The 25,749-nt window shown below is 65.4% G+C and carries 25 protein-coding genes and 4 riboswitches; of the genes, 14 read left to right on the top strand and 11 right to left on the bottom strand.

Annotated features, from left to right (window positions below; all coding sequences use genetic code 11):
• Positions 1-6: 6 nt before the first annotated feature.
• Positions 7-170, top strand: a riboswitch (cobalamin riboswitch).
• Between the two features lie 29 nt (positions 171-199).
• Together LDZ27_RS18175 and LDZ27_RS18170 are read left to right on the top strand one after the other, a co-directional pair.
• On the top strand, positions 200-439 hold the full coding sequence (locus LDZ27_RS18175; RefSeq protein WP_244816273.1) for a CbtB-domain containing protein: 240 nt from the start codon (positions 200-202) through the stop codon (positions 437-439).
• A 9-nt stretch (positions 440-448) separates the two neighbouring features.
• Positions 449-1,222, top strand: a complete 774-nt coding sequence (locus LDZ27_RS18170; protein ID WP_244816272.1) for a CbtA family protein — start codon at positions 449-451, stop codon at positions 1,220-1,222.
• On the opposite strand, the gene LDZ27_RS18165 is transcribed toward LDZ27_RS18170, so the two are convergent.
• The 4 genes from LDZ27_RS18165 to LDZ27_RS18150 are packed head-to-tail and all read right to left on the bottom strand — an operon-like array spanning position 1,190 to position 3,689.
• On the bottom strand, positions 1,190-1,411 hold the full coding sequence (locus LDZ27_RS18165; protein ID WP_244816271.1) for a DUF1289 domain-containing protein: 222 nt from the start codon (positions 1,409-1,411) through the stop codon (positions 1,190-1,192). The two genes, LDZ27_RS18170 and LDZ27_RS18165, sit on opposite strands and share 33 nt — an antisense overlap.
• Positions 1,408-2,706, bottom strand: coding sequence for a cobyrinate a,c-diamide synthase (locus tag LDZ27_RS18160; RefSeq protein WP_244816270.1), 1,299 nt, complete (start codon positions 2,704-2,706; stop codon positions 1,408-1,410). Before LDZ27_RS18160 ends, LDZ27_RS18165 begins: the two co-directional genes overlap by 4 nt.
• A 4-nt stretch (positions 2,707-2,710) precedes the next feature.
• Positions 2,711-3,313, bottom strand: coding sequence for a cob(I)yrinic acid a,c-diamide adenosyltransferase (gene cobO / locus LDZ27_RS18155; RefSeq protein WP_244816269.1), 603 nt, complete (start codon positions 3,311-3,313; stop codon positions 2,711-2,713).
• A gap of 16 nt (positions 3,314-3,329) precedes the next feature.
• Positions 3,330-3,689 carry a cobalamin biosynthesis protein gene (locus LDZ27_RS18150; protein ID WP_244816268.1) on the bottom strand — a complete coding sequence of 120 codons (360 nt, stop codon included), beginning with the start codon at positions 3,687-3,689 and terminating at the stop codon, positions 3,330-3,332.
• Positions 3,690-3,781: 92 nt separating this feature from the next.
• A riboswitch (cobalamin riboswitch) is annotated at positions 3,782-4,030 on the bottom strand.
• 55 nt (positions 4,031-4,085) lie between these two features.
• Positions 4,086-4,337, top strand: a riboswitch (cobalamin riboswitch).
• Positions 4,338-4,461: 124 nt separating this feature from the next.
• Here LDZ27_RS18150 and cobW point away from each other — a divergent pair.
• The 4 genes from cobW (at position 4,462) to LDZ27_RS18130 (ending at position 11,013) form a co-directional block, all read left to right on the top strand.
• Complete coding sequence (gene cobW, locus LDZ27_RS18145; RefSeq protein WP_244816267.1) at positions 4,462-5,541, top strand: cobalamin biosynthesis protein CobW; 1,080 nt, start codon at positions 4,462-4,464, stop codon at positions 5,539-5,541.
• Positions 5,542-5,546: 5 nt separating this feature from the next.
• Positions 5,547-9,320 (top strand): cobaltochelatase subunit CobN, encoded by a 3,774-nt coding sequence (gene cobN / locus LDZ27_RS18140; RefSeq protein WP_244816266.1) that lies wholly within the window; start codon positions 5,547-5,549, stop codon positions 9,318-9,320.
• Complete coding sequence (locus tag LDZ27_RS18135; protein WP_244816265.1) at positions 9,317-10,330, top strand: ATP-binding protein; 1,014 nt, start codon at positions 9,317-9,319, stop codon at positions 10,328-10,330. The genes cobN and LDZ27_RS18135 overlap by 4 nt, the downstream gene beginning before the upstream one ends.
• 113 nt (positions 10,331-10,443) lie before the next feature.
• Complete coding sequence (locus tag LDZ27_RS18130; protein ID WP_244817251.1) at positions 10,444-11,013, top strand: VWA domain-containing protein; 570 nt, start codon at positions 10,444-10,446, stop codon at positions 11,011-11,013.
• Here LDZ27_RS18130 and cobJ read toward each other — a convergent pair.
• From cobJ to cobG, 4 genes are read right to left on the bottom strand one after another with little or no spacing between them, the layout of a single operon-like run.
• Positions 10,983-12,635 (bottom strand): precorrin-3B C(17)-methyltransferase, encoded by a 1,653-nt coding sequence (cobJ, locus tag LDZ27_RS18125; protein WP_244816264.1) that lies wholly within the window; start codon positions 12,633-12,635, stop codon positions 10,983-10,985. The two genes, LDZ27_RS18130 and cobJ, sit on opposite strands and share 31 nt — an antisense overlap.
• Positions 12,632-13,360 (bottom strand): precorrin-2 C(20)-methyltransferase, encoded by a 729-nt coding sequence (locus LDZ27_RS18120; protein ID WP_244816263.1) that lies wholly within the window; start codon positions 13,358-13,360, stop codon positions 12,632-12,634. The genes cobJ and LDZ27_RS18120 overlap by 4 nt, the downstream gene beginning before the upstream one ends.
• Positions 13,357-13,983: a precorrin-8X methylmutase gene (locus LDZ27_RS18115; protein ID WP_244816262.1), complete on the bottom strand. Its 627-nt coding sequence runs from the start codon at positions 13,981-13,983 to the stop codon at positions 13,357-13,359. Before LDZ27_RS18115 ends, LDZ27_RS18120 begins: the two co-directional genes overlap by 4 nt.
• Positions 13,976-15,238, bottom strand: a complete 1,263-nt coding sequence (gene cobG, locus LDZ27_RS18110) for a precorrin-3B synthase (RefSeq protein ID WP_304657594.1) — start codon at positions 15,236-15,238, stop codon at positions 13,976-13,978. The genes LDZ27_RS18115 and cobG overlap by 8 nt, the downstream gene beginning before the upstream one ends.
• Positions 15,239-15,308: 70 nt before the next feature.
• Positions 15,309-15,499: riboswitch (cobalamin riboswitch) on the bottom strand.
• Between the two features lie 84 nt (positions 15,500-15,583).
• Between cobG and cbiE the strand changes: the two genes are divergently transcribed.
• The 5 genes from cbiE to LDZ27_RS18085 are packed head-to-tail and all read left to right on the top strand — an operon-like array spanning position 15,584 to position 19,802.
• Positions 15,584-16,792, top strand: coding sequence for a precorrin-6y C5,15-methyltransferase (decarboxylating) subunit CbiE (gene cbiE, locus LDZ27_RS18105; RefSeq protein WP_244816261.1), 1,209 nt, complete (start codon positions 15,584-15,586; stop codon positions 16,790-16,792).
• Positions 16,793-16,812: 20 nt separating this feature from the next.
• Positions 16,813-17,910 (top strand): cobalt-precorrin-5B (C(1))-methyltransferase, encoded by a 1,098-nt coding sequence (locus LDZ27_RS18100; protein WP_244816260.1) that lies wholly within the window; start codon positions 16,813-16,815, stop codon positions 17,908-17,910.
• Positions 17,911-17,918: 8 nt separating this feature from the next.
• A complete protein-coding gene (locus LDZ27_RS18095) occupies positions 17,919-18,659 on the top strand; it encodes a cobalt-precorrin-6A reductase (RefSeq protein ID WP_244817323.1) in 741 nt (246 codons plus the stop codon).
• Positions 18,660-19,385 (top strand): precorrin-4 C(11)-methyltransferase, encoded by a 726-nt coding sequence (gene cobM / locus LDZ27_RS18090; protein ID WP_244816259.1) that lies wholly within the window; start codon positions 18,660-18,662, stop codon positions 19,383-19,385.
• Between the two features lie 6 nt (positions 19,386-19,391).
• Positions 19,392-19,802: a DUF4186 domain-containing protein gene (locus LDZ27_RS18085; RefSeq protein WP_244816258.1), complete on the top strand. Its 411-nt coding sequence runs from the start codon at positions 19,392-19,394 to the stop codon at positions 19,800-19,802.
• Positions 19,803-19,805: 3 nt separating this feature from the next.
• Here LDZ27_RS18085 and LDZ27_RS18080 read toward each other — a convergent pair whose 3' ends face one another.
• A complete protein-coding gene (locus LDZ27_RS18080; protein ID WP_244816257.1) occupies positions 19,806-20,573 on the bottom strand; it encodes a TerC family protein in 768 nt (255 codons plus the stop codon).
• A 292-nt stretch (positions 20,574-20,865) separates the two neighbouring features.
• On the opposite strand from LDZ27_RS18080, the gene LDZ27_RS18075 reads away from it, so the two are divergent.
• Both LDZ27_RS18075 and LDZ27_RS18070 read left to right on the top strand, forming a co-directional pair.
• On the top strand, positions 20,866-21,993 hold the full coding sequence (locus LDZ27_RS18075; RefSeq protein ID WP_244816256.1) for an OpgC domain-containing protein: 1,128 nt from the start codon (positions 20,866-20,868) through the stop codon (positions 21,991-21,993).
• 156 nt (positions 21,994-22,149) lie between these two features.
• Complete coding sequence (locus LDZ27_RS18070; RefSeq protein ID WP_244816255.1) at positions 22,150-22,323, top strand: DUF1328 domain-containing protein; 174 nt, start codon at positions 22,150-22,152, stop codon at positions 22,321-22,323.
• A gap of 22 nt (positions 22,324-22,345) precedes the next feature.
• Here the strand turns inward: LDZ27_RS18070 and eutC are convergent, their stop codons facing one another.
• The gene (gene eutC / locus LDZ27_RS18065; protein WP_244816254.1) at positions 22,346-23,137 is read right to left on the bottom strand and encodes an ethanolamine ammonia-lyase subunit EutC; all 792 of its coding nucleotides are present in this window, start codon (positions 23,135-23,137) and stop codon (positions 22,346-22,348) included.
• On the bottom strand, positions 23,134-24,528 hold the full coding sequence (locus tag LDZ27_RS18060; protein ID WP_244816253.1) for an ethanolamine ammonia-lyase subunit EutB: 1,395 nt from the start codon (positions 24,526-24,528) through the stop codon (positions 23,134-23,136). The genes eutC and LDZ27_RS18060 overlap by 4 nt, the downstream gene beginning before the upstream one ends.
• 153 nt (positions 24,529-24,681) lie before the next feature.
• Here LDZ27_RS18060 and mnmH point away from each other — a divergent pair, with 153 nt between their 5' ends.
• The gene (gene mnmH, locus LDZ27_RS18055) at positions 24,682-25,749 is read left to right on the top strand and encodes a tRNA 2-selenouridine(34) synthase MnmH (RefSeq protein ID WP_244816252.1); all 1,068 of its coding nucleotides are present in this window, start codon (positions 24,682-24,684) and stop codon (positions 25,747-25,749) included.

Genomic DNA, 25,749 nt, shown 5'->3' with positions numbered 1-25,749 from the left:
ACTCGCATAGAGCGATTTCGTTGCTGTACTTTGCCGGCATTCATCATAGAATGGCAAGCTTGCAATGCGAGGAAGCCGGTGCAAACCCGGCACGGTCGCGCCACTGTAAGCGGTTCGTCGTCAATGACACGGCCCGCGAGTCAGACCCCGCTGCAAGCTCTTCGTCTATCGGGACGCGCTTTTCCCCTGGAGAAATTCAATGAACGCTTCTTCTCACGCGCCGGTCTATTCCGCTGCTTCCGCTTCGCCTTCGCTCGATGCGCCGGTTCCCATTCCGGTGCGCGAAGTCTTGCCCTGGGCCGTGTTTATCGGCCTCATTCTGCTGATCGCGATCTATTTCGTCGGCGCGGAACAAGGCGCCACGTCGATCTTCTCGGGTATGTACGTGCACGAGTTCGTCCACGATGGCCGGCATCTGCTCGGCTTTCCCTGCCACTGAGGACGCGCCATGATTCGCAGTTTGCTCATACGCGGCATGATCGCGGGACTCGTCGCGGGCCTGCTCGGATTCGGCTTTGCAAGGACGTTTGGTGAGCCGGCCGTTGCGCGCGCCATTGCGTTCGAGGAAAAGCACGAACACGCGCATGATGATGATAAAAGCGCGGCCAATGCGCACGATCATGATGGCGACGAAGAACTCGTGAGCCGCGATACGCAGGCAGGACTCGGTCTTTTCACCGGCGTCGCGGTATTCGGCACCGCGCTTGGCGGCATCTTCTCACTCGTCTTTGCGTTCGCCTATGGGCGGCTTGGCGCATTGCATGCACGCGGCACATCGGCCTTGCTCGCGACGTTGGGCTTCGTGAGCGTCGCCATCGTGCCCCTCATCAAATATCCGCCTAATCCGCCCGCCATCGGGAACCCCGAGACCATCGGGCCGCGCACCGCATTGTTCTTTGGCATGTTGGCGATTTCGGTCGCGGCGGCGGTCTTCGCCGTATGGCTGCAAAGGCGGTTGCATGCGCGTCACGGCAACTGGAACGCGACGATCATCGCGGGCGCTTCATATGTTGCATTGATAGCGGTTGCGCAGATCGCGTTGCCGCGCGTCGATGAAGTGCCCGCCGATTTCTCCGCGTCTTTGCTGTGGCAATTTCGCGTCGTGGCAGTCGGCATTCAGGTGATCGTATGGACGACGCTCGGGCTTCTGTTCGGCGCACTGGCAGCGCGTGAAGTCGAGCGGCCCGCGCTAGCGCAACGTCGCGGCTTGTCTGCCGGGTAATGCATCGAGCAGCGCGAGCTTCGCGGCATCGTCCATCTGTCGGAACTGCTTGATCTCTTCGCGGCTTCGGAAGCATCCCGCGCACAGGCCGTGCGCGGGATCGAGCTTGCATACGCCGGTGCACGGCGAGCCGATAGGTTGCTGCGCTTTTGCGCGTTCGATGGTGAAGGCGAGGTCGATGATCGTCATAGCGGTTCGCCGCGAAAGAGGGCTGCGGCTGCCGCCGGATTCGACGGCCAGTAAGCGTGCATATAAGTGGCTGTGATCTTGCCTTGCCGATAAAGCGCTTCGCCTTCGGTATGCGTGGTCGCGTGCCTGGCGATGAGCATCGGCTGCATCGTCGTTTCCAGCGTGGAATAGTGGAACGTGTGACCCATGAGCGGGCCGTGCGATGAATCGAGCCGCTGCATCGCGAGACGCGCGAGACGCCGCTGCATCGATGCGTTGCCGGGCAGCATCCCAAGCATGCCATGGCGCACGCCTTCCACATCGATGAGCGAATCGAGGAGATAGAGCATGCCTCCGCATTCCGCCACGACAACGCGTTCGTTCGCGACATGCATGGCAATCGATGCCCGCGTGCGCGCGTTCGATGCGAGCGTCGCCGCGTGCAGTTCCGGATAACCGCCGGGAAGATAGAGCGCGTCGGCGTCGGCGGGAACGGGTTCATCGGCAAGCGGCGAGAAGGTGCTGATGCGTGCGCCCAGCGTTCTCAGCAAATCGACGTTGGCGGGATAGATGAACGAGAACGCGGCATCGCGCGCGATAGCGATATGCAGCCCATTGAGCAGACGCGGCGGCGCTTCGAGCGTCGCGTCTTCGAAGCGAACAGGCGGCGGAAGTTCTGCAAGCGCGGTCTGGGCGATGGCATCGGCCGCGCGATCGAGACGCGCATCGAGCCCCGCGATCTCCTGTGCCTGTGTGATGCCGAGATGCCGCTCCGGCAGCGTCATATCGTCTGCATTCGAAAGATGTCCGCAATAGCGAATGCCTTCGGGAATGGCTTGCGCGAGCATGTCGGCATGACGCGGCGAGGCAACGCGATTAGCGAGCACGCCATGAAACGGAACATCCGCGCGATAACGCGCAAGCCCGAATGCCACTGCGCCGAAGGTTTGCGCCATGCCATGCGCGCCGATCACGGCGAGCACGGGCACGTTGAACGCGGCGGCAAGATCCGCGCTGCTGGGCGTGCCATCGAAAAGGCCCATGACGCCTTCGATCAGGATCCGGTCCGCATCGCGCGCGGCCTTTGCAAGCAACGCGCGGCATGCATCGAGGCCCACCATCGAAAGATGCAGCGAATAGACGGGCGATCCGCATGCGCGTTCGAGAATCATCGGGTCGAGAAAATCCGGCCCGGTCTTGAAGACGCGCACGCGCCGGCCCTGCCGCGTGTGATGGCGAGCGAGCGCGGCCGTTACCGTCGTCTTGCCTTGATGCGACGCGCTCGCGCCGATGAAAAGTGCGGGACAGTCAGGCATCGTGTCAGAACTCGACGCCGCGTTGCGCCTTCACGCCTTGCTCGCGATAGGGATGTTTCACGAGCCGCATCTCGGTGACGAGGTCGGCCAACTCGACGAGCGCATCCGGCGCATGACGGCCCGTAACGACCACATGCAGCATCGCGGGGCGCGCCTTCAGCACATCGAGCACTTCGTCTAGCGGCAGATAGTCGTATTTGAGGACCGTGTTGAGTTCATCAAGCACGACCATCTGATACGCGCCGCTTTCTATCATGCGACGCGCTTCGCTCCAGCCCTTGCGCGCGGTCGCCATGTCGGCTTCGCGGTTCTGCGTATTCCACGTATAGCCGTCGCCCATCGTGACGAAATCGCACTTCGCCATCGCGCTCAGGACATCGCGTTCGGACGTATGCAGCGCGCCCTTGATGAACTGCACGACGCCGAGCTTCATGCCGTGGCCGAGCACGCGCACGGCCATGCCGAACGCGGCTGTGGTCTTGCCCTTGCCGTTGCCCGTATTGACGATCAGCAAGCCCTTCTCGTGATCGGCGGCGGCCTGCTTCTTCTCGTGGCCTTCCTTGCGACGCTGCGTCATGCGCAGATGCGATTCGGTATCGGTTTTCATGGGCTTTTCGTGTCGTTCATGCTTCGTTCACTGCAATGGCGACCGTGACGCCGCCCGCGATCGTCTTGCGCACGGCTAACCGCCCGCCATCGCTTGCGAGCAGCGCGCAAGGCTCGCATACGCCATCGAGCAGAGTGGGGGCGATGTCGTCGGCGCCATAGAAACTCAAGGGCAGGCGATGACGCTCGCAAAACGCGCGCAAGCCCGCTTCATCCTGCTTGATGTCGATGCTCGCGACGCACGCGATATCCGCGAACGCAAGCCCTGAAGATCGAAGCGCGATGTGCACGGCCGTTTCTATCGCTTCGGCGCTCACGCCGCGTTTGCAGCCGATGCCGACTGCAAGTCCAGGCGGCCGCGCGCGATGAGACTCCATTGATTTGCACTGAACGAGAAGCTTGGCGCCGTGCATGCGTCCCTCGCGGATGCGCGGCGTTCGGCGAAACGCATGCGGTGTTGCATGCTTTGCGTTTCGTCCCCTGCGCTGGCCGGTATCCGGGCTTGCGACTTCATCGCGCGGCCTTCCCGCCTGATGACCGGCAGTGGCGTGAAGCACGATGCGCGGCATCGCAACGATGCGTGCCGCCAGTCGCGTACCGTTGCGGGGACAGCACAGGCTGGCGCGCGTTCTTCGCGAACTGAAGAGGCGGCTTCCTGTTTCCCGTTTAACTGCGCGTTGCGTGTGAACGCGCGAGCACCAGACGCGGGCAAAAGATAACACATGCACCTTATATCGGTATCGGCTTTCTTGACGCTCGTTCACGCGCAGCCTAGACTTCCACGCAGTTTTGGTGCTCGCGCGCGATGTCTTTCGCGCGCAGTCAAACGGGAAGCAGGAAGCGTCTCGCGTGTTCATGCGAACGGACGAACGCCAACCTGCGCTGCCCCCGCAACGGTAAGCGACTAGCGGCATTCACGCATCGAATGCCGCGCATTACGCACCGCGCCACTGTCGGTCATACGGCAGGAAGGCCGCGCAATGATGTCGCCAGCCCGGATACCGGCCAAACTACGCAGGGCCCGATGCCGCGGGGAGGCGGCACGGACCACGATCCACTAAGTCGTGCGCAATTCCAGTCCGGTCGTTCGCTTGCGATTCACTCATCGCGCGATGCACGGCGCACGCATACATGAGCCACGGAGCTACGATGCAAACCCGCAAGATTCCCGTCACGGTGGTGACAGGCTTTCTCGGCAGCGGCAAGACAACCCTCATGCGTCATATCCTCGCGAACGCGCAAGGCTTGCGTCTCGCTGTAATCGTCAACGAGTTCGGCGAGCTCGGCATCGATGGCGAAATCCTCAAGGGCTGCGGCATCGGCTGCGACGACGAAGCGGCATCGTCGGACCGCAATCTGTATGAGCTTGCAAACGGGTGCCTGTGCTGCACGGTGCAGGAGGCGTTCTATCCGGTGATGGAGCAGTTGCTCGAACGGCGCGAGCGCATCGATCACGTCCTCATCGAAACGTCGGGCCTTGCCTTGCCCAAGCCGCTCGTGCAGGCGTTCAACTGGCCGTCCATCAAGAATGCGTTCACCGTCGATGCGGTCATCACCGTGGTCGATGGTCCCGCCGCCGCGAGCGGACAGTTCGCCGCGAACCCGCAAGCCGTCGATGCGCAGCGCAGGGCCGATCCGAATCTGGATCACGAATCGCCGCTGCACGAGTTATTCGAGGATCAGCTTGCCTCGGCAGACCTCGTCATCGTCAACAAGATGGACCTGATGAATGAAGACGCGTGGCGATCGGTCGAAGCGCTCGTGCGTCCGGAGATTCCGCCCGAAGTGAAGATCGTCCCCGCGCAAATGGGCAAGCTCGACGTCCATGCGTTGCTCGGCCTGCAATCGGCGTCGGAAGAGACCATTCATTTGCGGCAGGATCATCACGGTTCCGCGGACGATGAAGGCCACGCGGATCATCATCACGACGAGTTCGATTCGGTCGTCGTTGCAGCGCATATCGAATCGCGCGAGCAAGCGATTGCCGCATTGCATACGCTCGTCGAGCACCACACGATCTATCGCGTGAAAGGGTTCGCCGCGCTGCCGGGCGCGGCCATGCGCCTCGTCGTGCAGGGCGTGGGACGGCGCTTCGACAGCTATTTCGACAGGCGTTGGCGCCAAGGCGAGGCAGAAAGCCGCTTCGTGCTGATCGGCGAGGGACTCGATACGCAAACGCTGCAGGCCGCATTCGACGCAGCGCTTGCCAACGCGCTCGCGCAGGCTTAAGCGCAATGCATCTGCTACGCACCACACCGGGCCGTTTCGTCGATGACGCTGCGGGCGTCATACGAATCGATCAGACGCGCGCGCCGATTGTCATACTCAGTTCCGCCGACACCACGCTCGCGCTGCTTGCAAGCGTGTTTCCGCGCCTGGAAGCGGGCTTCCCGGAAGTGCGGCTCGTGAACCAGTCCTTTCTGCGTCAGCCAGCGTCCGTCGACTTCTATATCGACGATGTGCTGCGTCATGCGAAGGTCGTGATCGTCGATCATCTTGGCGGCGAATCGTATTGGCCTTACGGCATCGAACGTCTTGTATCGCTTGCAAGAAGCGAGAATCAATTGCTCGCCATGTTCTCGGGCGATCTCACCGAAGACCCGAATCTCATCAGCAAGAGCACGGTTGATGCCGCGTTTTGCCGCGCACTGTCGCGCTATTTGCGCGAAGGCGGCGCGCGCAATGCGGAAGAGTTCTTGCGCGCGATCGGTCATCGCGCATTCGGCTTCGGACGCGAGCCGCAACCGCCAGGCCCGCTTCCTGCCGTCGCGATCTATCACCCCGAGCGCGAGATCGCAGTCATCGACGACTGGCGCGCGCGTTGGACCGAGGGTGCGCCCGTCGTCGCGGTCCTGTTTTATCGCGCGCATTTGCAGTCCGGTAATACGGCGGTGTTCGACGCGATCATCGAATCACTCGAAAAAGAAGGCCTGAATCCACTGCCCGTCGCGATTTCGTCGCTGAAGGACAGCGTGAGCCGCGAAGTGGTCGAGCGACTGTGCGCCCAGCATCGCGCGTCGCTCGTGCTGAACACGACGGCGTTCGCTGCGGGCGTGATCGGCGAAAGCGAGGCATTCGAAGTCGCGGGCGACGCGCCCGTGCTGCAAGTCATTCTGAGCGGCGGTAATCGCGATGACTGGGAGAAGGACAATCACGGCCTCAATTCGCGCGATGTCGCGATGCATGTCGCGTTGCCCGAAGTCGATGGCCGCATCATCACGCGCGCAGTGAGTTTCAAAGGCCTCGCGTATCGCTGTGTGCATACGCAGGTGGACGTCGTGCGCTATCAGGCCGATGCCGAGCGCGTGAGCTTCGTCGCTCAACTGAGCCGGCGCTGGTGCGCGCTGCGGCATACGCCCAACGCGGACAAGCGCATCGCGCTCGTGCTCGCGAACTATCCGGCAAGCGAAGGGCGCATTGGCAATGGCGTGGGACTCGACACGCCCGCATCGGCGGTCGGCATCTTGTCGATGCTCGCGAGCGAGGGCTATCGGACAGGCGATATTCCGCCGCATGGCGATGCGCTCATCGCCGCGCTCACGCAGGGCGTGACGAACGATCCCGTGGTGCGCGATCTGCGGCCTGCGCTTCAGAGCCTGTCGCTCGACGAATATCTCGACGCGTATCGAACGCTGCCTGCGGACGCGCGCGCCGCGCTCGAAAAAACATGGGGCGCGCCCGAGCAAGACCCAACGGTGAGACGCGGCCGGTTCATGATCGCGGGCTTGCGTTGTGGTCAGGTGTTCGTCGGCATTCAGCCGTCGCGTTCGCGCGAGCGCAACGACTACGCGAGCTATCACGACGCCGAACTCGTGCCGCCGCATTCGTATCTCGCGTTCTACATCTGGCTGCGCAAGCGCTTCAATGCCGATGCGCTCGTGCATGTCGGCAAGCACGGCAACCTCGAATGGCTGCCGGGAAAGAGCGTCGCGCTATCGGCCTCATGCTGGCCCGATCTCATTCTCGGTCCGATGCCGCATCTCTATCCGTTCATCGTCAACGATCCGGGCGAGGGCAGTCAGGCGAAGCGGCGGGCACAGGCGGTCATCATCGATCATCTGATGCCGCCGCTCACGCGCGCGGAGAACTACGGGCCATTGCAGGATCTGGAGCGTCAGGTTGACGAGTACTACGAAGCATTGATGGTCGATCATCGCCGCGCGAAGCTGCTGCGCAAGTCGATCCTCGCGAGCATCGTCGAAAACAGGCTGCACGAAGAACTCGGCTTCGCCGCGCCGCGCGATGCGGCTGGCGAAGACGCGTTGCTCACGCGCGCCGATGCATATCTCTGCGAGCTCAAGGAAGCGCAGATACGCGACGGGCTTCACATATTCGGCGTATCGCCGCAAGGCGCGCAGCGCCGCGATACGCTGCTCGCGCTCGGACGCTTTCCGACAGGCGACGGGCAGGGTGCGAACGCGAGTCTCATCGCGGCGCTTGCGCGTGATCTGGAACTCGGCGATGCCTTCGATCCGCTCGATGCCGACTGGTCCGCAACATGGAACGGCCCGCGCCCGCAAGTACTGGAAGCCGCCATCGACGGGCCGTGGCGTCATCATGGCGACACGCGCGAGCGGCTCGAAGCGCTTGCAGCGCAGATCATAGCGGGCAATGCGGATACGCCCGGCCCGCGTACTGCGCTCGTGCTGCAGCGCTTGCGTAACGATGTTCTTGCGCGCCTCGACGCATGCGGCCCGCAAGAGTCGATGCAGTTGAAGCGCGGACTCGAAGGTCGCTTCGTGCCGCCTGGACCGAGCGGTTCGCCATCGCGCGGCAGGCCCGATGTGTTGCCCACGGGCCGCAATTTCTATTCGGTCGATACGCGCGCCTTGCCGACGCAAGCGGCGTGGTCGCTCGGGCTCAAGTCCGCGAACATGCTCGTGGAACGGCATGTGCAGGATCATGGCGATTATCCGCGCGCAATCGGCCTGTCCGTATGGGGCACGGCGACGATGCGTACCGGCGGCGACGATATCGCGCAGGCGTTCGCGCTCATCGGCGTGCGGCCCAAGTGGGCGGCGGGCAGTCATCGCGTGACGGACTTCGAAATTCTGCCGGTCTCCATCTTCAACCGGCCTCGCATCGATGTGACCTTGCGTGTATCCGGCTTCTTTCGCGATGCGTTCGCGAACCTCATGCATCTCTTCGATGCCGCCGTGCAAGCCGTCGCGGATCTCGACGACGAACCGGAGGACGTGAACCCGATACGCGCGCGCATCTTGCGCGAGCGCGATGAACTGATGGGCCGTGGCGTCGATGCGAAAGAGGCGCGACGTCGCGCGGGCTGGCGTGTTTTTAGCAGCAAGCCCGGTGCATACGGCGCGGGCTTGCAGGAACTCATCGATCAGAAGCAGTGGCACACCGATGCCGACTTGTCCGAGGCGTATCAAAGCACGGGCGGTTATGCGTATTCGCAGAACGGCGATGGCATGGAAGCGCGCGCGAGCTTCGGCGCGCGCCTTTCCACGCTCGATGTCGTGCTGCAGAACCAGGACAATCGTGAGCACGACCTGCTCGATTCGAACGACTATCACCAGTTTCAGGGTGGCATGGTTTCGGCGGTGCGTTACCTTTCGGGGCTTCAGCCGCAGGCGTACAACGCGGATCACAGCAATCCCGCTTCGCCGCGCGTGCGCACGCTCAACGAAGAAATCGCGCGCGTGGTGCGTTCGCGCGTCGTCAATCCGAAATGGATCGACGGCATCAAGCGGCATGGCTACAAGGGCGCATCCGAACTGGCTGCAACGGTGGACTATCTCTTTGGCTACGACGCCACTGCGCGCGTCGTATCCGATCATCAATACGCGCTCGTGACCGATGCTTACGTGAACGACGCCGGCACGCGCGACTTCATCGCGCAACACAATCCTCATGCGCTTCAGTCTATCTGCGAGCGCCTGCTCGAAGCGATGGAGCGAGGCTTGTGGCAAGAGCCGGGCGTTTATCGCGAGGCCGTCACGCGGCATCTGTTCGATGTCGAACAGCAACTCGAAGGCCGACAGACTTGAACGAAACCTCTTTATTTCCAGCGTTTCCTTTCACCGCCCTCGTCGGGCAGGCGCCGCTGCAACAAGCGCTGCTGCTCGCGGCCGTCGATCCGTCGCTCGGTGGCGTGCTCGTCAGCGGGCCGCGCGGCACCGCGAAATCCACGGCGGCGCGCGCGCTTGCCGAACTGCTGCCCGAAGGTACGCTCGTCACTTTGCCGCTTGGCGCAAGCGAAGAGCAGTTGATCGGCACACTCGACATTCAAAGCGCGCTGCGCGACGGCGGCGTGAAGTTCTCGCCGGGCCTGCTCGCGAAAGCGCATCGCGGCGTGCTGTATGTCGACGAAGTGAACTTGCTGCCGAACCCGCTCGTCGATCAATTGCTCGATGTCGCTTCGAGCGGCGTGAACATCATCGAGCGCGACGGCATTTCGCATCGCCATGACGCGCGTTTCGTGCTCATCGGCACGATGAATCCGGAAGAGGGCGAACTGCGTCCGCAATTGCTCGATCGCTTCGGGCTTGCCGTCGAGTTGAGCAATTGCTTCGACGCGAGCGTGCGTCAGCGCATCGTCAAGGCGCGTCTTGCGTTCGATACGGACCCCGAAGTATTTCGAGAGGGTCACGCGGATAACCAGGCCGCGCTCGCGGAACGCATCGACGCCGCGCGCGCTGCACTCGACTCGTTCGATTTCGATGACGACGTGCATGCGCGCGTCAGCGAACTATGCATCGCCGCACAGGTCGATGGCTTGCGCGCCGATCTCGTGATGCTGCGCGCGGCGCGTGCGCTTGCCGCGCTCGAAGGCGCGGAGCATGTCGAGACGAAGCATGTCGAATGTGTCGCGGATGCGGTGTTGCGGCATCGGCGGCGCGAGCAGCAGGCGCCTTCGCGCGAAGCGCCGCGTCATGAAGCAAGGCATGAAGCAGGGGCAGGCGACTCGCAGAACGGCGATTGGGGTTATCTGCCGCCCGAGCCGGCCGGCGCCGCGAAGCTCAAGCGCGTGCGTCCGCTCGCCACAAAAAAAGCCTGAGCCATCGAGGGCTCGACGCCGATGCGCCCGCGCATCGTCTTCGATGGCAGGAAGCGCGGTCGAAGGGGCGCGTCGCTGCGCGTCACGGCGCGCCGTCGCCGTCCATCGACTGGATCGCGACGTTGCGCGTCAAACGCAACACGCCGTTTGCCGCGCATCATGTGCGCTTCCGGCGCGGCGAAGGCGAAGCGCCCGCGCTGCACTGCTTCGTGCTCGATTGTTCCGGTTCCATGCTTGGCGGCGAGCGTCTCGCGCGCGCGAAGGGCTTGCTGATTGCGCTCTTCGATCAGGCGTATCGCGAGCGCGCCGAGGTTGCGCTCGTGTGCTTCGGCGGCGGGCGTGCGGAAGTACGTCGTCAGCCGGGCGCGGCCCACTGGTTCAACGAACGCTGGATTGCGCCGATAGGCGGCGGAGGCGGAACGCCGCTCGCGATGGGCTTGTCGAGCGCGTCGACGGTGCTTGCACGCGCGGCGCGTCGCAGGCCCGCGCAGCGTCGCTGGCTATGGGTGCTGACCGACGGGCGAACCAACGAGCGGCCCGCGGTGCCTGCGAGCGCGGATCGTGTCGTCGTCGTGGACTTCGAAGAGGGCATCGTGCGCACAGGCGGCGCACTGGCGCTTGCATCGCAATGGCGTGCGCTACATGTGCCCGCTCAGTCGCTCGAGTACCAGCGCGGCGTATAGACCCATTCGTCGTTGCCGATCACGCGTGTCGTCGACGAACCGACGATCACCATCGTGCGCATATCGACGAGCCCGCCATTCAATTCGCCGAGCCTGACGATGCGCATGGTCTCGCCGGCGCGGCCTACGTCGCGGCCCAGCACGACGGGCGTGTGCGCATGGCGATGTGCCCGCACGATGTCGATGGCGCGATCGAATTGCCAGGGCCGCGCCTTCGATAGCGGGTTATAGAACGCCATCACGAGATCGGCCTGGCTCGCATGCTCGATGCGCTTTTCGATCACGTTCCACGGCTTCAGGTTATCCGACAGGGACAACACGCAGAAATCATGGCCGAGCGGTGCGCCCGCGCGCGCAGCCGTCGCGAGCGATGCCGATACGCCCGGCACGATCGCGAGCTTCACCGCATTCCATTCGGCATGCGCGTCGCGTCCTTTGTCGAGCGCTTCGAGCACGGCGGCGGCCATCGCGAAGACGCCCGGATCGCCGGACGAAACGACGACGACTCTGCGACCGCCGCTCGCGAGTTCGAACGCGTGGCGCGCGCGTTGCAGTTCCTCGCGGTTGTCCGTCATGTGGACGCGCTGATCGGCACGAAAGGGTCCGGCCATGCGCAAATATGTTTCGTAGCCCAAAACATCTTCAGCGGCGGCGAGGGCCGCCTTTGCCGCGGGTGTCATGAGTTCCGCGCTGCCGGGTCCGAGTCCGATCACCGTCAGCGTGCCGCGTGCCTGTCCGATGGACTGCGCATCGACGGGCGCATCGGCGATGGTGAGTGCAATGCCGTCGCCATGAAGCACATCATGCTCAGGCGATGCATCGCCGAAGCGTAGCGGTACGTTCAACGCTTTGGCGGCATCCGCGAGCGAATCGCACTGCATGTCGCGCGCAGGCGCAACGAGCGCCGCGAGCGCAAGCGGTGAGAGCCGATGCGCGCGTAACGCAAGATGCACCCGCTCCGTAGTCGAACCGCTTGCGTCCTCGATCCACGCGACGACGCAGCGTGGATGAATCACGAGACTGTGTTCATCGCGCGCGTCATGCGGCGTCACGCGCACGGCGAGACGTGCATCGTTCCCGCGCGGCAAATCGGCTTGGTCGAGCCACGGCGCATGGCCTTCTATGCGCGTTGCTTCGCCTGCCAGCAAGTCGGACACGAAGCGCTTGCCGCGTTCGATGTCCGCGACCGCATAGCCCGGCGGCGGCGCGAGCAGGCATGTGCCGAAACGCAATTCGCCGCTCGTCGTGATGGCGGGCGTAGTATCGAGCGCCGCGCCGATCTCGCGAGCGAGCACGTTCACGCCGCTCATGCCGCCGAGAAGCGGCACGACCGCGCTGCCGTCCTGCGCGACGGCAAGCACGGGAGGCTCCGCGCGTTTGTCGGCAAGACACGGCGCGAGCGCACGGATGACGATACCCGCCGAACACAGCGCGACGACAGGCGTGTTCGCCACGTAAAGCGCGCGTATGTGCGCGCCGAAGTCGTCGTAGGGGACGTCCGCATGGACGCGGCTCGCGAGTCCATGCACGAGCGACCCCGCGTAACGCGCCTGAATGCGTCGCGCGGTGTGCATGGAGCCTTCGCCGAGCGCGACGATGGCCATTGCAGAAACATCGCTCATGCCCGCCATCTTTCCCCCGGCACGACGAGTAGCGAGAAATAGGGCGAAGCCATCGGATCCACTTCATCGAGCGGCACGATGCGTTGATTCGCCATCGTCGCGCGCTCGACATACAACGCGCGCTTGTCGAGGCCGAGTTCGACGAGCACGCGCCGCACCTTCTCGAAGTTGCGCCCGAGTTTCATGACGACCGCCGCATCGCTTGCTTCGAGTTTGTGGCGGAGTTCTTCTTCGGGAAGCACGCCCGACAGCACGCTCAGGCTCTGATTGCGATAGACGAGCGGCGTGCCGAGCACGGATACGCCGCCGAGCATGGAACATACGCCCGGAACCACGAGCGCATCGAAGCGGCCCGCGAGACGATCGTGCAGATACATGTACGAGCCGTAGAAGAACGGATCGCCTTCGCAAATCACGGCGACATCGCGTCCGGCTTCGAGATGATGCGCGATGGCGAGCGCGGCTTCATCGTAGAACCCGCTGATGATCGTCTCGTAGCAAAGCGGCGGTTCGAGCGCTTCGGTCGTGACGGGATAGACGAGCGGCAGGCGCGTTTGCGCGTCCTCCAGATGCGACTCGATGATGCCGAACGCATTGCCTTTCTTGCCCTTCGCGACGAAGTACGCGACGACGGGCACTGCCTTGAGAAGCCGCAGCGCCTTCACGGTGATGAGTTCGGGGTCGCCCGGACCGACGCCGAGACCGTAGAGCCGGCCGCTCATCATTCGGTCTCCGAAGCAAGTGCGTTCACCGCGGCGGCGGCCATTGCGCTGCCGCCACGCCGGCCTAGCAGCGCGACATAAGGCACGCCGCGGCTATCCGCGGCAAGCATCGCTTTGGATTCCGCCGCGCCGATGAACCCGACAGGAAAGCCGAGAATCAGCGCGGGCCGGGGCGCGCCGGCATCGAGCATGTCGAGCAGATGAAAGAGCGCGGTAGGCGCGTTGCCGATCGCGACGATCGCGCCTTCGAGATGCGGCCGCCACAGTTCGAGCGCGGCGGCCGAGCGCGTGTTGCCCATCGCGCGGGCACGTTCGGGCACGGACGGATCGGCGAGCGTGCAGATCACGCGGTTGTCGGCGGGCAGGCGCGCGCGCGTGATGCCTTCCGCGACCATGCGGGCATCGCACAGTATCGGCGCGCCGGCCGCGAGCGCGTTGCGGCCGACATCGCCTGCGCCGGCAGAGAAGCGCAGATCGTCGACGATATCGACCATGCCGCATGCATGGATCAGTCGTACGGCGAGCTTTTCGAGGTCGCCTGGAATGGCGCGCAAGTCGGCTTCGGTGCGGATCGTCGCGAACGATTCACGATAGATCTGCGCGCCGTCGCGTAGGTAGTCAAGCATCGGCATGGCTCCGGGCGAGCCATTCGGCCGCCTCTTCGATGGATAAATTGCGTGCGGCGATGCGCGCGTCCACATGCAGGTCATAGCGCGCATGCGACACCGCCATCATCGTGACGGGGACCGGATGCGCCGCCGCGCACGAGCGTTCGCACCCGCTCAGGTGCACGTCGACGGGAGCGCGCAGCAGCGTGGCGAGGCGGTGTGCATCGGCTTTGGTATCGGCATGGCTTCTTGCGCAGCCAGTCGAGCCGCTGCACGCGATCATGCGCGCAAGCGGCGCGTTCGCATCGGTGACGAGACCGAGCGCATCGAGACGCTCGATCACATACCGCGTGCGGCTTTCCGCGACATCCGGCAGCAGCACGCCTTGCCACGGCGTCATCACGAGACGGCCTTGCGCGTGCGCGGAGGCGAGATCGGCGAGGGCGTCGAGCGTGGCGGCGTCGAGGCGTCCCAATGGCGGTTGCGCGCCCACATACCATGCGGCGCGGTCGGGCATCGGATGCGCGCCGAAGCGCAACGAGGCATCGGCGGGGGCGCGTCGCCAGTCGCTGCGGACTGCGTCGAATGATAAGGAATCCACAATAAGAGGCAAGCCGATGCGCGCGATCAGCGCCCGCATCCTGTGCTCTTCATTCGATGCGCGAGCAAGAAACGCATGCAGCGCGGACAGCACGAACGCGACCACATCATCGCGCGCGACGCTGCCGAGCGCCGGCGCATCGCCGATGCGATGCGGCACCGTTCCTCCCAGACCGAACGCATAGCGCGATCCGTCGTCCGTTGCGCTCAGCCACACGTCGTGAGGATGATCGAGCATCGCGAGCCGTTCGCCGCCGTCGAGCTGCAGCGCGAATTTGGGCGACAGCGCGTGCAACGCGGGATCCCGCTGCATCGCGCCGACGATGGCGTCGCAAAGCGCGCGCGTAGCGTCGCTTGCGAGCGGACTCAGCATCACGTTGCGCAGATCGTCGCCGCCTTGCGCTTGCGGGCCGAGCCCGGCGTCGAGCGCGATGCCGACGAGCCGCGCGTGCGCGTCGTCGTGGATGCCGCGCAATTGCAGGTTCGCGCGATTCGTAATGTCGATGATGCCGCTGCCGCAGCACATGGCCGCGTGCGCAAGCGCATGCGCCGCGTCCGCGCGAAGCTCGCCGCCCGCGAGACGCAGGCGCGCGAGCCCGCCGTCGCGCGCCTGCACGACGCGCATGAGGCCGGGACAAGCCGATGGCCGCGATGTCGGAAAAGAAGCGTTCAAAAGCGTGACCGGTGCGTTTCGCGCGTGCGCCGACCGGTACACCCCGCCCGGTCGGCGTCGCGCGAATAATGCATTGAGACGTGGAGTCGGCAGGTCTCTTGGCTGGCAGGTCGCCGCCCGCGCCGGCCTTCCCGGTATAAACCAGTCGCAGTGGAGCGCGGACTCGCTGCGTACAATTGCGGGGGCAGCCACAGTTTCGCTGTGTTCCCTGTTAGGCCCTGAGGATCGCTCCCTTCGGGCACCGACGGACCGGGTTATTATGCCCGCTTTTATCGACCATCAGACCGCTTCGCGCATGGGGTTTTCGCATCCGGCGCGCGGCGAAACGCAAGGAGGGCACCGCGCATGTCGACCTGGCTGACCGTGGTAGGCATCGGCGAGGACGGCTGGCATGGCTTGAGCCGCGAGGCGCGGCGCGCGCTCATGCGGGCCGCGTCCATTCACGGCGGCGAGCGTCATCTCGCGTTCCTGCCTGCACGCATCGCTGCACGGCGCATCGCGTGGCCAAGCCCGTTTTCGCTCGATGCCGTGCTTGCCGAGCGCACGAGCGGCGCGCAGGCGTGCGTGCTCGCGAGCGGCGACCCGATGTTCTTCGGCGTCGGCGCGACGCTCGCACGCGAGCTTTCTCCCGACGAGATGCGCGTGATTCCGGCGGCATCGTCGCTGTCGCTCGCGGCGGCGCGGCTGCACTGGGCGTTACAGGATGCGCGATGCGTGTCGCTCGTCGGACGTCCGGTCGCCTCGCTGCTCGCGCATGCCTTTCGCGGCGAGCGTCTTCTCGTGCTGAGCGCGGACGGCGCGACGCCCGCCGCCATCGCCGCGCTTTTGACGGCGCACGGCTTCGGCGCGAGCCGCATGACCGTGTTCGAACATCTGGGCGGCGCGAACGAGCGACGCATCGACGAACGCGCCGATGACTGGCGCGAGCCGCTCGTGGCCGCGCTTAATCTCGTCGCCATCGAATGCCGCACGCATGCGGGGCACGCGGGTCCGCCGCTCACGCCGGGCTTGCCCGACGACATGTACCGGCACGACGGCCAGCTCACCAAGCGCGATGTGCGCGCCATCACGCTCGCGCGCCTTGCGCCGCAGCCCGGCGAACTGCTTTGGGACGTGGGCGCGGGGTGCGGCTCGATCGGCATCGAATGGATGCGCGCGCATCCGTCTTGCCGCGCGATTGCGATCGAAGCGAACGAAACGCGGCAGCGTCTCATCGAACATAATCGCGATGCGCTCGGCGTGCCCGCGCTCAGGCTCGTGAAGGGCGAAGCGCCGGGCGCGCTCGACGGCCTTGCCGCGCCCGATGCCGTGTTCGTCGGCGGCGGCGTGACGGCGGCGGGCGTGCTCGACGCATGCTGGACGCGGCTGCGTCAGGGCGGCCGGCTGATCGCCAATGCCGTCACGCTGCAGGGCGAGGCCGTGCTCGTCGACTGGCACGCACGGCACGGCGGCGAACTGACGCGCATCGCCCTCGCGCATGCGGAGCCGCTCGGCAGCTTCGATACGTGGCGGCAAGCGTTGCCGATCACGCTGCTCGTATCGAGGAAGGGCTGATCGCCCGAATGCTGCGCGCCATGCGTGACGAGACTCCCGAACAATCCGCGCCGCTCAGAAGCGGCTACACCACCGGAAGCTGCGCGACCGCGACGAGCCTCGCCGCCGCGCGCCTGCTGCTGACCGGCGAGGCGAGCGAGCGCGCCGAGATCGCGCTGCCGAAGGGCCAGCGCGTCACGATGAAGCTCGAGTATTGCCGCGTCGTTTCAAGCGCGGGCGACGAAGCCGAAGCCGGCGTCATCAAGGATGCCGGCGACGATCCCGACGTCACGCACGGCGCGCTCGTTTTCGCGCGCGTGCGTTTGTCCGCCGCTGTTGGCGTGCGCTTTCATGCTGGGCCGGGCGTCGGCACGGTCACACGCGCGGGCCTCGCGCTCGCCATCGGCGAGCCGGCCATCAACCCCGTCCCGCGCCAGATGATGACCGCGCATCTCGATGCGCTCGCGGCCAGCGCCGGCTACGCGGGCGGCTTCGACGTGAGTATCGGCGTCGTCAACGGCGCGGCGCTTGCGCAGAAGACGATGAACCCGCGCCTCGGCATCGTCGGCGGCTTGTCGATTCTGGGGACGACGGGCATCGTCAGGCCGTTTTCGTGCTCGGCGTATATCGCGTCGATTCATCAGGGCATCGATGTCGCGCGCGCGAACGGTGTGCGCCATATCGCGGCGTGCACCGGCAATCAGAGCGAAGACGCGATGCGCGCGCGTTACGGGCTGCCGGACATGGCGCTGATCGAAATGGGCGATTTCGCCGGCGCCGTGCTCAAGCATCTGCGGCGCGCGCCCGTCGAAAAGCTGAGTCTGTGCGGCGGGTTCGGCAAGCTCAGCAAGCTCGCGGCGGGGCATATGGATCTGCATAGCCGCACGTCGAGCATCGATTTGCCGCTGCTTGCGCAATGGGCGGCGGAGTCGGGCGCGACGAGCGCGCTTCAGTCGGCGATACGCGCGTCCAACACGAGTCAGGAAGCGCTCAAGCTCGCGCGCGCCGAAGGCATCGCGCTCGGCGATGTCGTCTGCGAACGCGCGCGCCACGTCGCGCTCGACGTCGTGCCGCGCGGCGTCGAAGTCGAAACCTTTGCCATCGACCGGCAAGGCGTGATCGTCGGGAGCGCGGCGTGATGGTCGCCATGAAGCGCGCGCTGCTTCTCGGCGGAACCGGCGATGCGCTCTTCATCGCGCGACGCCTGAAAGCGCCGCACGTCTACAGCATTGCGGGACTCGGCCGCGTGCCGGACGATCTCGCCTGCGCGGTGCGCGTCGGCGGATTCGGCGGCGTGGCGGGGCTTGTCGCTTATTTGCGTGAGCAGGAGATCGCGCTCGTCGTCGATGCGACGCATCCTTATGCCGCGCAAATGAGCCGCCATGCGCGCGATGCCTGCACGCTCGCCGATGTGCCGCTCTGGGCCGTGCGGCGCCGCGCCTGGAATCCGCAGCCGGGCGACGACTGGCGCGAGGCGGCGGATTGGCGCGGCATCGTCGAATGCATTGCGCCGTTTCGCCGGCCGATGTTCACGCTGGGGCGCGAGCCGCTGTCGCATCTGCACGAGATTCCCGCGTTGCAGCACTGGACGATCCGCTGTCTCGACGCGCACGAAGGCAACGCGCGGGCGAGCATCGTCGATGCGCGCGGACCGTTCGACATCGCAGGCGAGCGCGCGTTGTTCGACGCGGCGCGCATCGATGTCGTCGTGAGCAAGAACAGCGGCGGCCGCGCAACGGAGGCGAAGCTCGCGGTCGCGCGCGAACGCGGCTTGCCCGTGGTGATGCTCGCGCGCCCGCCGTTGCCCGCCGCCGACCGCGAATTCAACGACCCCGCGAGCGCGCTCGACGCGTTGCTCGCTTTGAACGAGAGCCGTACTGCAACTTAAATGACTGTCTACTTCATCGGCGCGGGGCCGGGAGACCCCGAACTCATCACCGTCAAAGGGCAAAGGCTGATCCGCTCGTGCCCTGTGATTCTCTATGCCGGATCGCTCGTGCCGGAAGGCGTGCTCGCGGGGCATTGCGCGACGCAGGTCGTCAATACGGCGGAGCTGGACCTCGATGCCATCGTCGAACTGTTGCGCGAAGCGCATGCGAGAGGCGACGACGTGGCGCGCGTGCATTCGGGCGATCCCTCGCTTTACGGCGCGATAGGCGAGCAAATCCGGCGCATCGAGACGCTAGGGATTCCTTACGAAGTGGTGCCGGGCGTGACGGCGGCGGCGGCATCGGCGGCGGCGCTCGGGCGCGAACTCACGCTGCCCGGCGTCTCGCAGACCGTGATACTCACGCGCTATGCCGCGAAGACGTCGATGCCGCCCGGCGAAGCGCTCGCGGACCTCGCACGCCATCGGGCGACGCTCGCGATTCATCTCGGCGTGCGTCATATCGAGCGGATCGTCGCGGATTTGCTGCCGCACTACGGCGCCGACTGTCCGGTTGCAGTGGTGTTTCGCGCAAGCTGGCCGGACGAAGCGCGCGTCGAAGGCACGCTGGCCGACATCGCGCAGAAAGTGCGCGCGGCGGGGCTCACGCGCACCGCATTGATTCTCGTTGGCCGCGTGCTCGACGCCGAAGGTTTCGCCGATTCGACGCTCTACGCGAAGGACTAGCCGTTCATGCGCGATCTCGACGCCGTCTTCGATGCGCTCGCCAAATCCGCCTTCCGGCGGCGCTTCGCGCTCGGCGCGCGGGAAGCGCGCTATATGCGCGAGCGCGGCGTGGAGACGGTGATCGCGCAGGCGCACGAACTGATCGCGCGGCGGCTCGCGCCGCAGGCGCCGCTCAACGACGGCAAGCAGACGCCGTTTCGCGGGCATCCGGTGTTCATCGCGCAGCACGCGACGGCGACGTGCTGCCGGAGTTGTCTCGCGAAGTGGCACGGCATCGCGGCAGGCAGGGCGCTCGATGGAGCAGAGCGGCAGCATGTCGTCGATGCCATCGAACGGTGGCTGCGCGCGCAGCCTTTGCCGCCCGCCGGCGCACAGAACGACCCGCACGACGATCCGCAGCAAAAGCTCCCATTTTGACGCTCAGTGCGGGTTTCGTTGCGCGCTTTGCTGCACGCGGCGCTTGCTGTTCGCGCGCCGCGCCAGCATGTTGAGGCCTTCGACGAGCGCGGAGAAGGCCATTGCCGCATAAATGTAGCCTTTGGGTACGTGAGAGCCGAAGCCTTCCGCGATCAGCGTCATGCCGATCACGAGCAGGAAGCCGAGCGCGAGCATCACGATAGTCGGATTGCGCTCGATGAAGCGCGAGAGCGGCCCCGCCGCGAACAGCATCACCGTGACCGCCGCGATCACCGCGACGAACATGATCGGGATGTGCTCGGTCATGCCGACGGCCGTCACGATGCTGTCGATGGAAAACACCAGATCGAGCAGCAGAATCTGGCCGATGGCCGAGAGCGGCGTGAGATTCCCGCCGCGCGCCGGGCCGCCGTGGTCTTCGGCGCCGTGCGTGACGTGATGGCGAATCTCGGTCGTCGCCTTCCACACGAGAAAGACGCCGCCCGCGACGAGAATCAGGTCGCGCCACGAAAAGCCGTGTCCGAACGCCTCGAAGATCGGCGTGGTGAGCCTCACGATCAGCGCGACCGTGCCGAGCAGCGCGAGCCGCATCACGAGCGCGAGCCCGATGCCGATGCGCTGCGTGCGCGCGCGACGCTCGGCCGGCAGCTTGTTGGTGAGGATGGAAATGAAGATGAGATTGTCGATGCCGAGCACGACTTCCATCACGACGAGCGTCGCGAGGGCGGCCCAGGCAGCGGGATCGGTGACGAGGGCGGCGATGTAGTTCATGCGGCGACGGGTTTCGGGTGATTGAGCGTGGACGCGATATTAGCGTCGATCGCGGCCGAATGAAAGCATAATGAAATGTTTCGAGGCGGGCGCCGCCGGAGAGTCGCCACGGTTGATCTCGACGCGGTAATTTCGGCGGCGGAATCGCGCAAATGCGCGAATTAAAACGAAAATCTTCCCTTTTTCCGATGATGCGCCGCCGCATTTACGGGTAAACTCTCATGCTTCGATGCCGTATGAAAAGCGGCCCCTGTCAATCCCTGCGCAGCGCAGGACAACACCGTTAGGCCGTATGTCCGGAAAATCGCAACGCCTCGTCGAGCTGGACTTTTTTCGGGGGCTGGTTCTGCTCATCATCGTCGTCGATCATATCGGCGGCAGCATGGTGTCGCGCTTCACGCTGCACGCGTTCGCGCTCAACGACGCCGCCGAAGTCTTCGTATTTCTCGGCGGCTTCGCGACCGCGACGGCTTACGCGTCGCTCGCCGAACGCCGCTCGGAAAACGCCGCGCGTCTGCGCTTCGTCAAGCGCGCGTTCGAGATCTATCGCGCGTTTCTCGTCACCGCCGCGCTGATGCTCGTCACGACTTTCGTGCTGCGGCCGCTCTTCGGCCACGCGCCGAATCTCGTGCTGCACGATCTCGACAGCCTCGTGACCGCGCCGGCGGCATCCATCGCGCAAATCCTGACGTTCGAGCGCCAGCCGTATCTGGCCGCCGTCCTGCCTATGTACGCGCTTTTCGCGCTCGCCGTGCCGCTCGCGCTGCCGCTCGCGCGCAGCAAGCCGTGGCTGCTTCTGGCGGCGAGTCTCGCGCTGTGGGCGCTCGCGCCGCAGATCGGCGAATACATGCCTTCGGTCGATGACAATCTTTGGGACTTCAATCCGGCCGCCTGGCAACTGATGTTCATGCTCGGCGTGCTCGCGCGCTGCCAGCCGGTATATCAGCGCGTCGCGTCGCACCGTTTCGGCTGGACCGTGAGCGCAATGGCGCTCGCGCTGATCGTCGGCATGGCGTATTACAAGCTGCTCGTGCTGCCGCCCGTGCTCGACAGCGCGTTCAAGCGCGACCTCGCGGGCGCGCGCGTCGTCAATTTCCTTGCGATTGCGTGGGTGGCGGCGAATCTCGCGCGCTACGGCGTGGTTAAGGCCGTCGCGCAACGGTTGCCGTGGGTCGGCGCGGTAGGGCGCGACGGCATGGTCAGCTTCATCGCGGGCGCGGTCATTTCGCTCGTCGTCGATTCGATCTTGTTCACGTTGACCGACGGCCTCATCAACGTGCCGGCGGGACTCGCCGCCGATGCGATCGCGATATCCGCGCTGCTTGCGGTGCCGCGCCTGCGACAGCCCGTCGCCGCGTGGCTCAGTGCGCGCCAGCGCGTACCGGCGGCTGTTCCTGCCACCGACACTGGCGCACGCTGACCGCCTCGGCCTGAACGCACCGCTTTTTAGCGGTGCTTTTTTTCGCAGGGAAGCAACTAACCGTCGATCGCGCCGACGACCGCGAACGAAGCACGGCATCGACGCGGCACGAACTTTGCAATCAGGGCCGCATCGATAACCAACAAAAGGCTCGCCATGCTCAAACTCGCCATTCTCTTCGCGATTATTTCCGTCATCGCCGGCTTCTTCGGCTTTGGACGCGTGTCGTCAGGCGCGGCAGGCATCGCGAAGATCTGCTTCTTTATCTTCCTCGTCCTGTTCGTCATCTTCCTCGTCGTCGCGATTTCGGCTGGGTCGCTCGTGCTCTGACGCCGCGGGTCGATCGCCGCGTTTAGGCGCTTCCTTCGATCGCACCCGCGTCCGATGCGCCCGATGCCCCCGATGGCAGCGCGCCGCTCTGATCCTTGAGGCCGACGCCCGTCAGCTTCAGGCGCCGCGCTTCGTTCAGCAGCCAATGCAGTTTGAACGCGGCGGCATCGTAGCCGAGTCCCTCGGGCCGCACGTTCGAGATGCAGTTGCGCTCCGCGTCGCTGCGGCCCGCGCGCGGCGCATAGGTGACATAGAGGCCGAGGCTGTCCGGTGAACTGAGACCCGGCCGCTCGCCGATCATCACGACGACGATCCGCGCCCGTAAAAGCTCACCGATGCAGTCGCCGAGCGCGACGCGCGCCTGCGTGGCGACGACGACTGGGCCGATCGTCCAGCCGTCGAGCATCGCGCGCAGTTCTGCGAGCAGCGGCGCGACGTGTCGCTGAGGCGCGAACGCCGATAACCCGTCGGCGGCGACGAAGACGACCTCGGGCGCATCGTTCGACGCCGCCACGTGCGCGGCAAGTCGCGCGGCGCTGGCATCGTCGAGCGCGCGGCCGAGATCGGGGCGGCGCAGATAGTGATCGCGATCCGGCGCGGCGCTTGCCGCCTGGAGTGTGTCGAAGCCAGCGGCATGGATGGCATCGATGAGCGCCGCCGTATCGAGCGGCTGGTGCACCGCGTCGCGCGCTTGCGCATGCGCGAGCTGGAACGCGAGCAACGGCGCGGTCGGCAGGCTGCTTCCGGTGCGTCCGAGCGCGATGCGCGCGTTCGTGAAGCGCCTGAGCGCATCCCAGGGATTGGCGTGCGTCATTCGTCGATCCAGTCGAGCAGCGGTTGGCCGGGCGCGCTGGCGTCGCTCGCAGGGGAAAGCAGCGCGCCATGAGTGTCCGTGACGCGCATCCTCGCAAGCCACGCCTCGAATTCGGGCGCGCGCCTGAGATTCAGCACGCGGCGGATATAAAGCGCATCGTGAAACGACGTGCTCTGATAGTTGAGCATCACGTCGTCGGCGCCGGGCACGCCCATGATGAAGTTCACGTTCGCGACGCCGAGCAGTGTCAGAAGCGTGTCCATGTCGTCCTGATCCGCCTGCGCGTGATTGGTGTAGCAGATGTCGCAGCCCATCGGCACGCCGAGCAGCTTGCCGCAAAAGTGATCTTCGAGGCCCGCGCGGATGATCTGCCGGCCATCGTAGAGATATTCCGGACCGATGAAACCGACCACCGTGTTCGTCAGAAGCGGCTCGAAGCGGCGCGCGACCGCGTAGGCGCGCGCCTCGCAAGTCTGCTGATCGACGCCATGATGCGCGTTCGCCGAGAGCGCGCTGCCTTGTCCCGTCTCGAAGTACATCACGTTGTCGCCGACGTTGCCGCGTGCGAGCGCGCGCGCCGCGTCGTGCGCTTCCTGCAACAGCGCAAGCGACACGCCGAAGCTCGCATTCGCGCGCTCGGTGCCCGCGATCGACTGGAAAACGAGGTCCACCGGCGCGCCGTGCTCGATTGCGGCGAGCGTATTCGTGACGTGCGCGAGGACGCACGACTGCATCGGCACGTCGTAGCGCTGGCGGAAGTCGTCGAGCATCGTGAGGAGCGCGGCGATGGCGGCGGGCGAATCCGAAGCCGGATTGATGCCGATCACCGCGTCGCCGCAGCCGTACAGGAGACCGTCGAGGATGGATGCGGCGATGCCCTTGGGATCGTCGGTCGGGTGATTGGGCTGAAGACGCACCGACAGGCGCCCCGGCAAGCCGATGGTCGTGCGAAAGCGCGTGACGACGGGGCGCTTTCGCGCGGCGAGAATCAGGTCCTGATTGCGCATCAGCTTGGAAACGGCGGCGACCATTTCCGGCGTGAGGCCGAAAGTCACGCTTTCGACAGCGGCGGTGTCGGTGGCGTCGGAGAGCAGCCATTCGCGGAACTCGCCGACCGTCAGATGCGCGATCGGCGCGAAGGCTTGCAAATCGTGCGTATCGACGATCAGGCGCGTGACTTCGTCGCTTTCGTAGGGAATGAGCGTTTCGTTCAGGAACGCGCGCAGCGGCACTTGCGCAAGCGCCATCTTCGCCGCGACGCGTTCTTCCTCCGTTGCCGCCGCGACGCCCGCGAGTTCATCGCCGGAGCGCGGCGGACTCGCGCGCGCGAGCAGCGTCTTCAAGTCGTCGAAGCGGTAGCGGCGTGCGCCGATCGTTTCGTGATAGCTCATCGCGTTTCCTCGCGGCCCGATGCCGTCACTTTAAACGCATTGCGAGCGGGCAATGGGCAGTCGAAATCCGCGCTCGGAAGCCAAATCGCCGCCATGAGATAATCCCGGCCTTCGCCGCCGGCTTCAAATGTCCCACATCGTCGTCCATCGCCCGTGAAAAACCTGCTCGTTCCCATCGATCGTCTCGCCGATTTCGATGAAATCGTCGACGTCCGCACTCCGCTGGAATTCGCCGAGGACCATATTCCCGGCGCCATCAACGCACCCGTGCTCGAAAACGAAGAGCGCGTGATCGTCGGCACGATGTACAAGCAGGTCTCGCCGTTCGAGGCCACGCGCGTGGGCGCGGCGATGGTCGCGCGCAATATCGCGCGTCATCTGGATACGCTTTTCGCGGACCGTCCGCGCAACTGGCGTCCGCTCATCTATTGCTGGCGCGGCGGCAAGCGCTCCGGCTCCATGACGACGTGGCTCAACATGATCGGCTGGCAGGCGCGGCAGCTCGACGGCGGCTACAAGAGCTACCGGCGCGACGTGGTCGGCAAGCTGACGGAACTGCCGGGGCGCTTTCGCTATGTCGTGCTGATCGGGCACACGGGCAGCGGCAAGACGCGGCTCTTGCAGGCGCTCGCACAGGCGGGCGCGCAAGCGCTCGATCTGGAAGGGCTCGCGGCGCATCGCGGGTCGCTGCTCGGCGCGCTGCCGGGGCAGGCGCAGCCGTCGCAGAAAGCGTTCGATTCCGCGCTCATCGCGACCTTGCGCGGCTTCGACCCCGCGAAGCCGGTTTTCATCGAGGCGGAAGGGCGGCGCATCGGCGCGGTCACGCTGCCCGACGCGATGCTCGACAGCTTGCACGCCGCCGCGTGCGTGGAAGTGGAAGCGCGCCGCGAAGACCGCATCGCGTTTCTGCTGCAGGACTACGCGCATCTCTTCGACGATCCCGCGTTTTTCAAGGCGCAGTTGTCGAAGCTCGTCGCGTTGCATAGCCACGAGCGCGTTGGGCATTGGCACCATTTGATCGACGAAGGCGCGCGCGCGGAGCTTTTCGCCGAACTCATCGACCGGCACTACGATCCGGCTTATGGCCGCAGCAGCCGCGCGCTGTACACGCAGTTGCCCCACGCGGCGCATATGCTGTTTCGCCCGAACGACGCCGACAGCCTCGATCAGGCCAAGGCGCTGCTCGCGCAGTTGTCCGAGACGTCCCCCGCGCTCGGCTGA

The organism is Caballeronia sp. Lep1P3 (assembly GCF_022879595.1).
In the GTDB taxonomy this organism is placed as follows: domain Bacteria; phylum Pseudomonadota; class Gammaproteobacteria; order Burkholderiales; family Burkholderiaceae; genus Caballeronia.
The sequence above is the reverse complement of the archived record's forward strand: the minus strand, read 5'-3'. Positions and strand labels throughout refer to the sequence as shown.

Coding starts and splice junctions, on each gene's coding strand:
- eutC (WP_244816254.1), bottom strand. CDS start 23,137: ATGACGCACGCCAATCCCTGGGATGCGCTCAGGCGCTTCACGAACGCG.
- LDZ27_RS18095 (WP_244817323.1), top strand. CDS start 17,919: ATGAAGCGCGCGCTGCTTCTCGGCGGAACCGGCGATGCGCTCTTCATC.
- LDZ27_RS18070 (WP_244816255.1), top strand. CDS start 22,150: ATGCTCAAACTCGCCATTCTCTTCGCGATTATTTCCGTCATCGCCGGC.
- LDZ27_RS18060 (WP_244816253.1), bottom strand. CDS start 24,528: ATGAGCTATCACGAAACGATCGGCGCACGCCGCTACCGCTTCGACGAC.
- LDZ27_RS18100 (WP_244816260.1), top strand. CDS start 16,813: ATGCGTGACGAGACTCCCGAACAATCCGCGCCGCTCAGAAGCGGCTAC.
- cobN (WP_244816266.1), top strand. CDS start 5,547: ATGCATCTGCTACGCACCACACCGGGCCGTTTCGTCGATGACGCTGCG.
- LDZ27_RS18115 (WP_244816262.1), bottom strand. CDS start 13,983: ATGCTTGACTACCTACGCGACGGCGCGCAGATCTATCGTGAATCGTTC.
- cobO (WP_244816269.1), bottom strand. CDS start 3,313: ATGAAAACCGATACCGAATCGCATCTGCGCATGACGCAGCGTCGCAAG.
- LDZ27_RS18120 (WP_244816263.1), bottom strand. CDS start 13,360: ATGATGAGCGGCCGGCTCTACGGTCTCGGCGTCGGTCCGGGCGACCCC.
- LDZ27_RS18075 (WP_244816256.1), top strand. CDS start 20,866: ATGTCCGGAAAATCGCAACGCCTCGTCGAGCTGGACTTTTTTCGGGGG.
- LDZ27_RS18160 (WP_244816270.1), bottom strand. CDS start 2,706: ATGCCTGACTGTCCCGCACTTTTCATCGGCGCGAGCGCGTCGCATCAA.
- LDZ27_RS18080 (WP_244816257.1), bottom strand. CDS start 20,573: ATGAACTACATCGCCGCCCTCGTCACCGATCCCGCTGCCTGGGCCGCC.
- cobJ (WP_244816264.1), bottom strand. CDS start 12,635: ATGAGCGATGTTTCTGCAATGGCCATCGTCGCGCTCGGCGAAGGCTCC.
- cobM (WP_244816259.1), top strand. CDS start 18,660: ATGACTGTCTACTTCATCGGCGCGGGGCCGGGAGACCCCGAACTCATC.
- cobW (WP_244816267.1), top strand. CDS start 4,462: ATGCAAACCCGCAAGATTCCCGTCACGGTGGTGACAGGCTTTCTCGGC.
- cbiE (WP_244816261.1), top strand. CDS start 15,584: ATGTCGACCTGGCTGACCGTGGTAGGCATCGGCGAGGACGGCTGGCAT.
- LDZ27_RS18170 (WP_244816272.1), top strand. CDS start 449: ATGATTCGCAGTTTGCTCATACGCGGCATGATCGCGGGACTCGTCGCG.
- LDZ27_RS18175 (WP_244816273.1), top strand. CDS start 200: ATGAACGCTTCTTCTCACGCGCCGGTCTATTCCGCTGCTTCCGCTTCG.
- LDZ27_RS18085 (WP_244816258.1), top strand. CDS start 19,392: ATGCGCGATCTCGACGCCGTCTTCGATGCGCTCGCCAAATCCGCCTTC.
- LDZ27_RS18150 (WP_244816268.1), bottom strand. CDS start 3,689: ATGGAGTCTCATCGCGCGCGGCCGCCTGGACTTGCAGTCGGCATCGGC.
- LDZ27_RS18165 (WP_244816271.1), bottom strand. CDS start 1,411: ATGACGATCATCGACCTCGCCTTCACCATCGAACGCGCAAAAGCGCAG.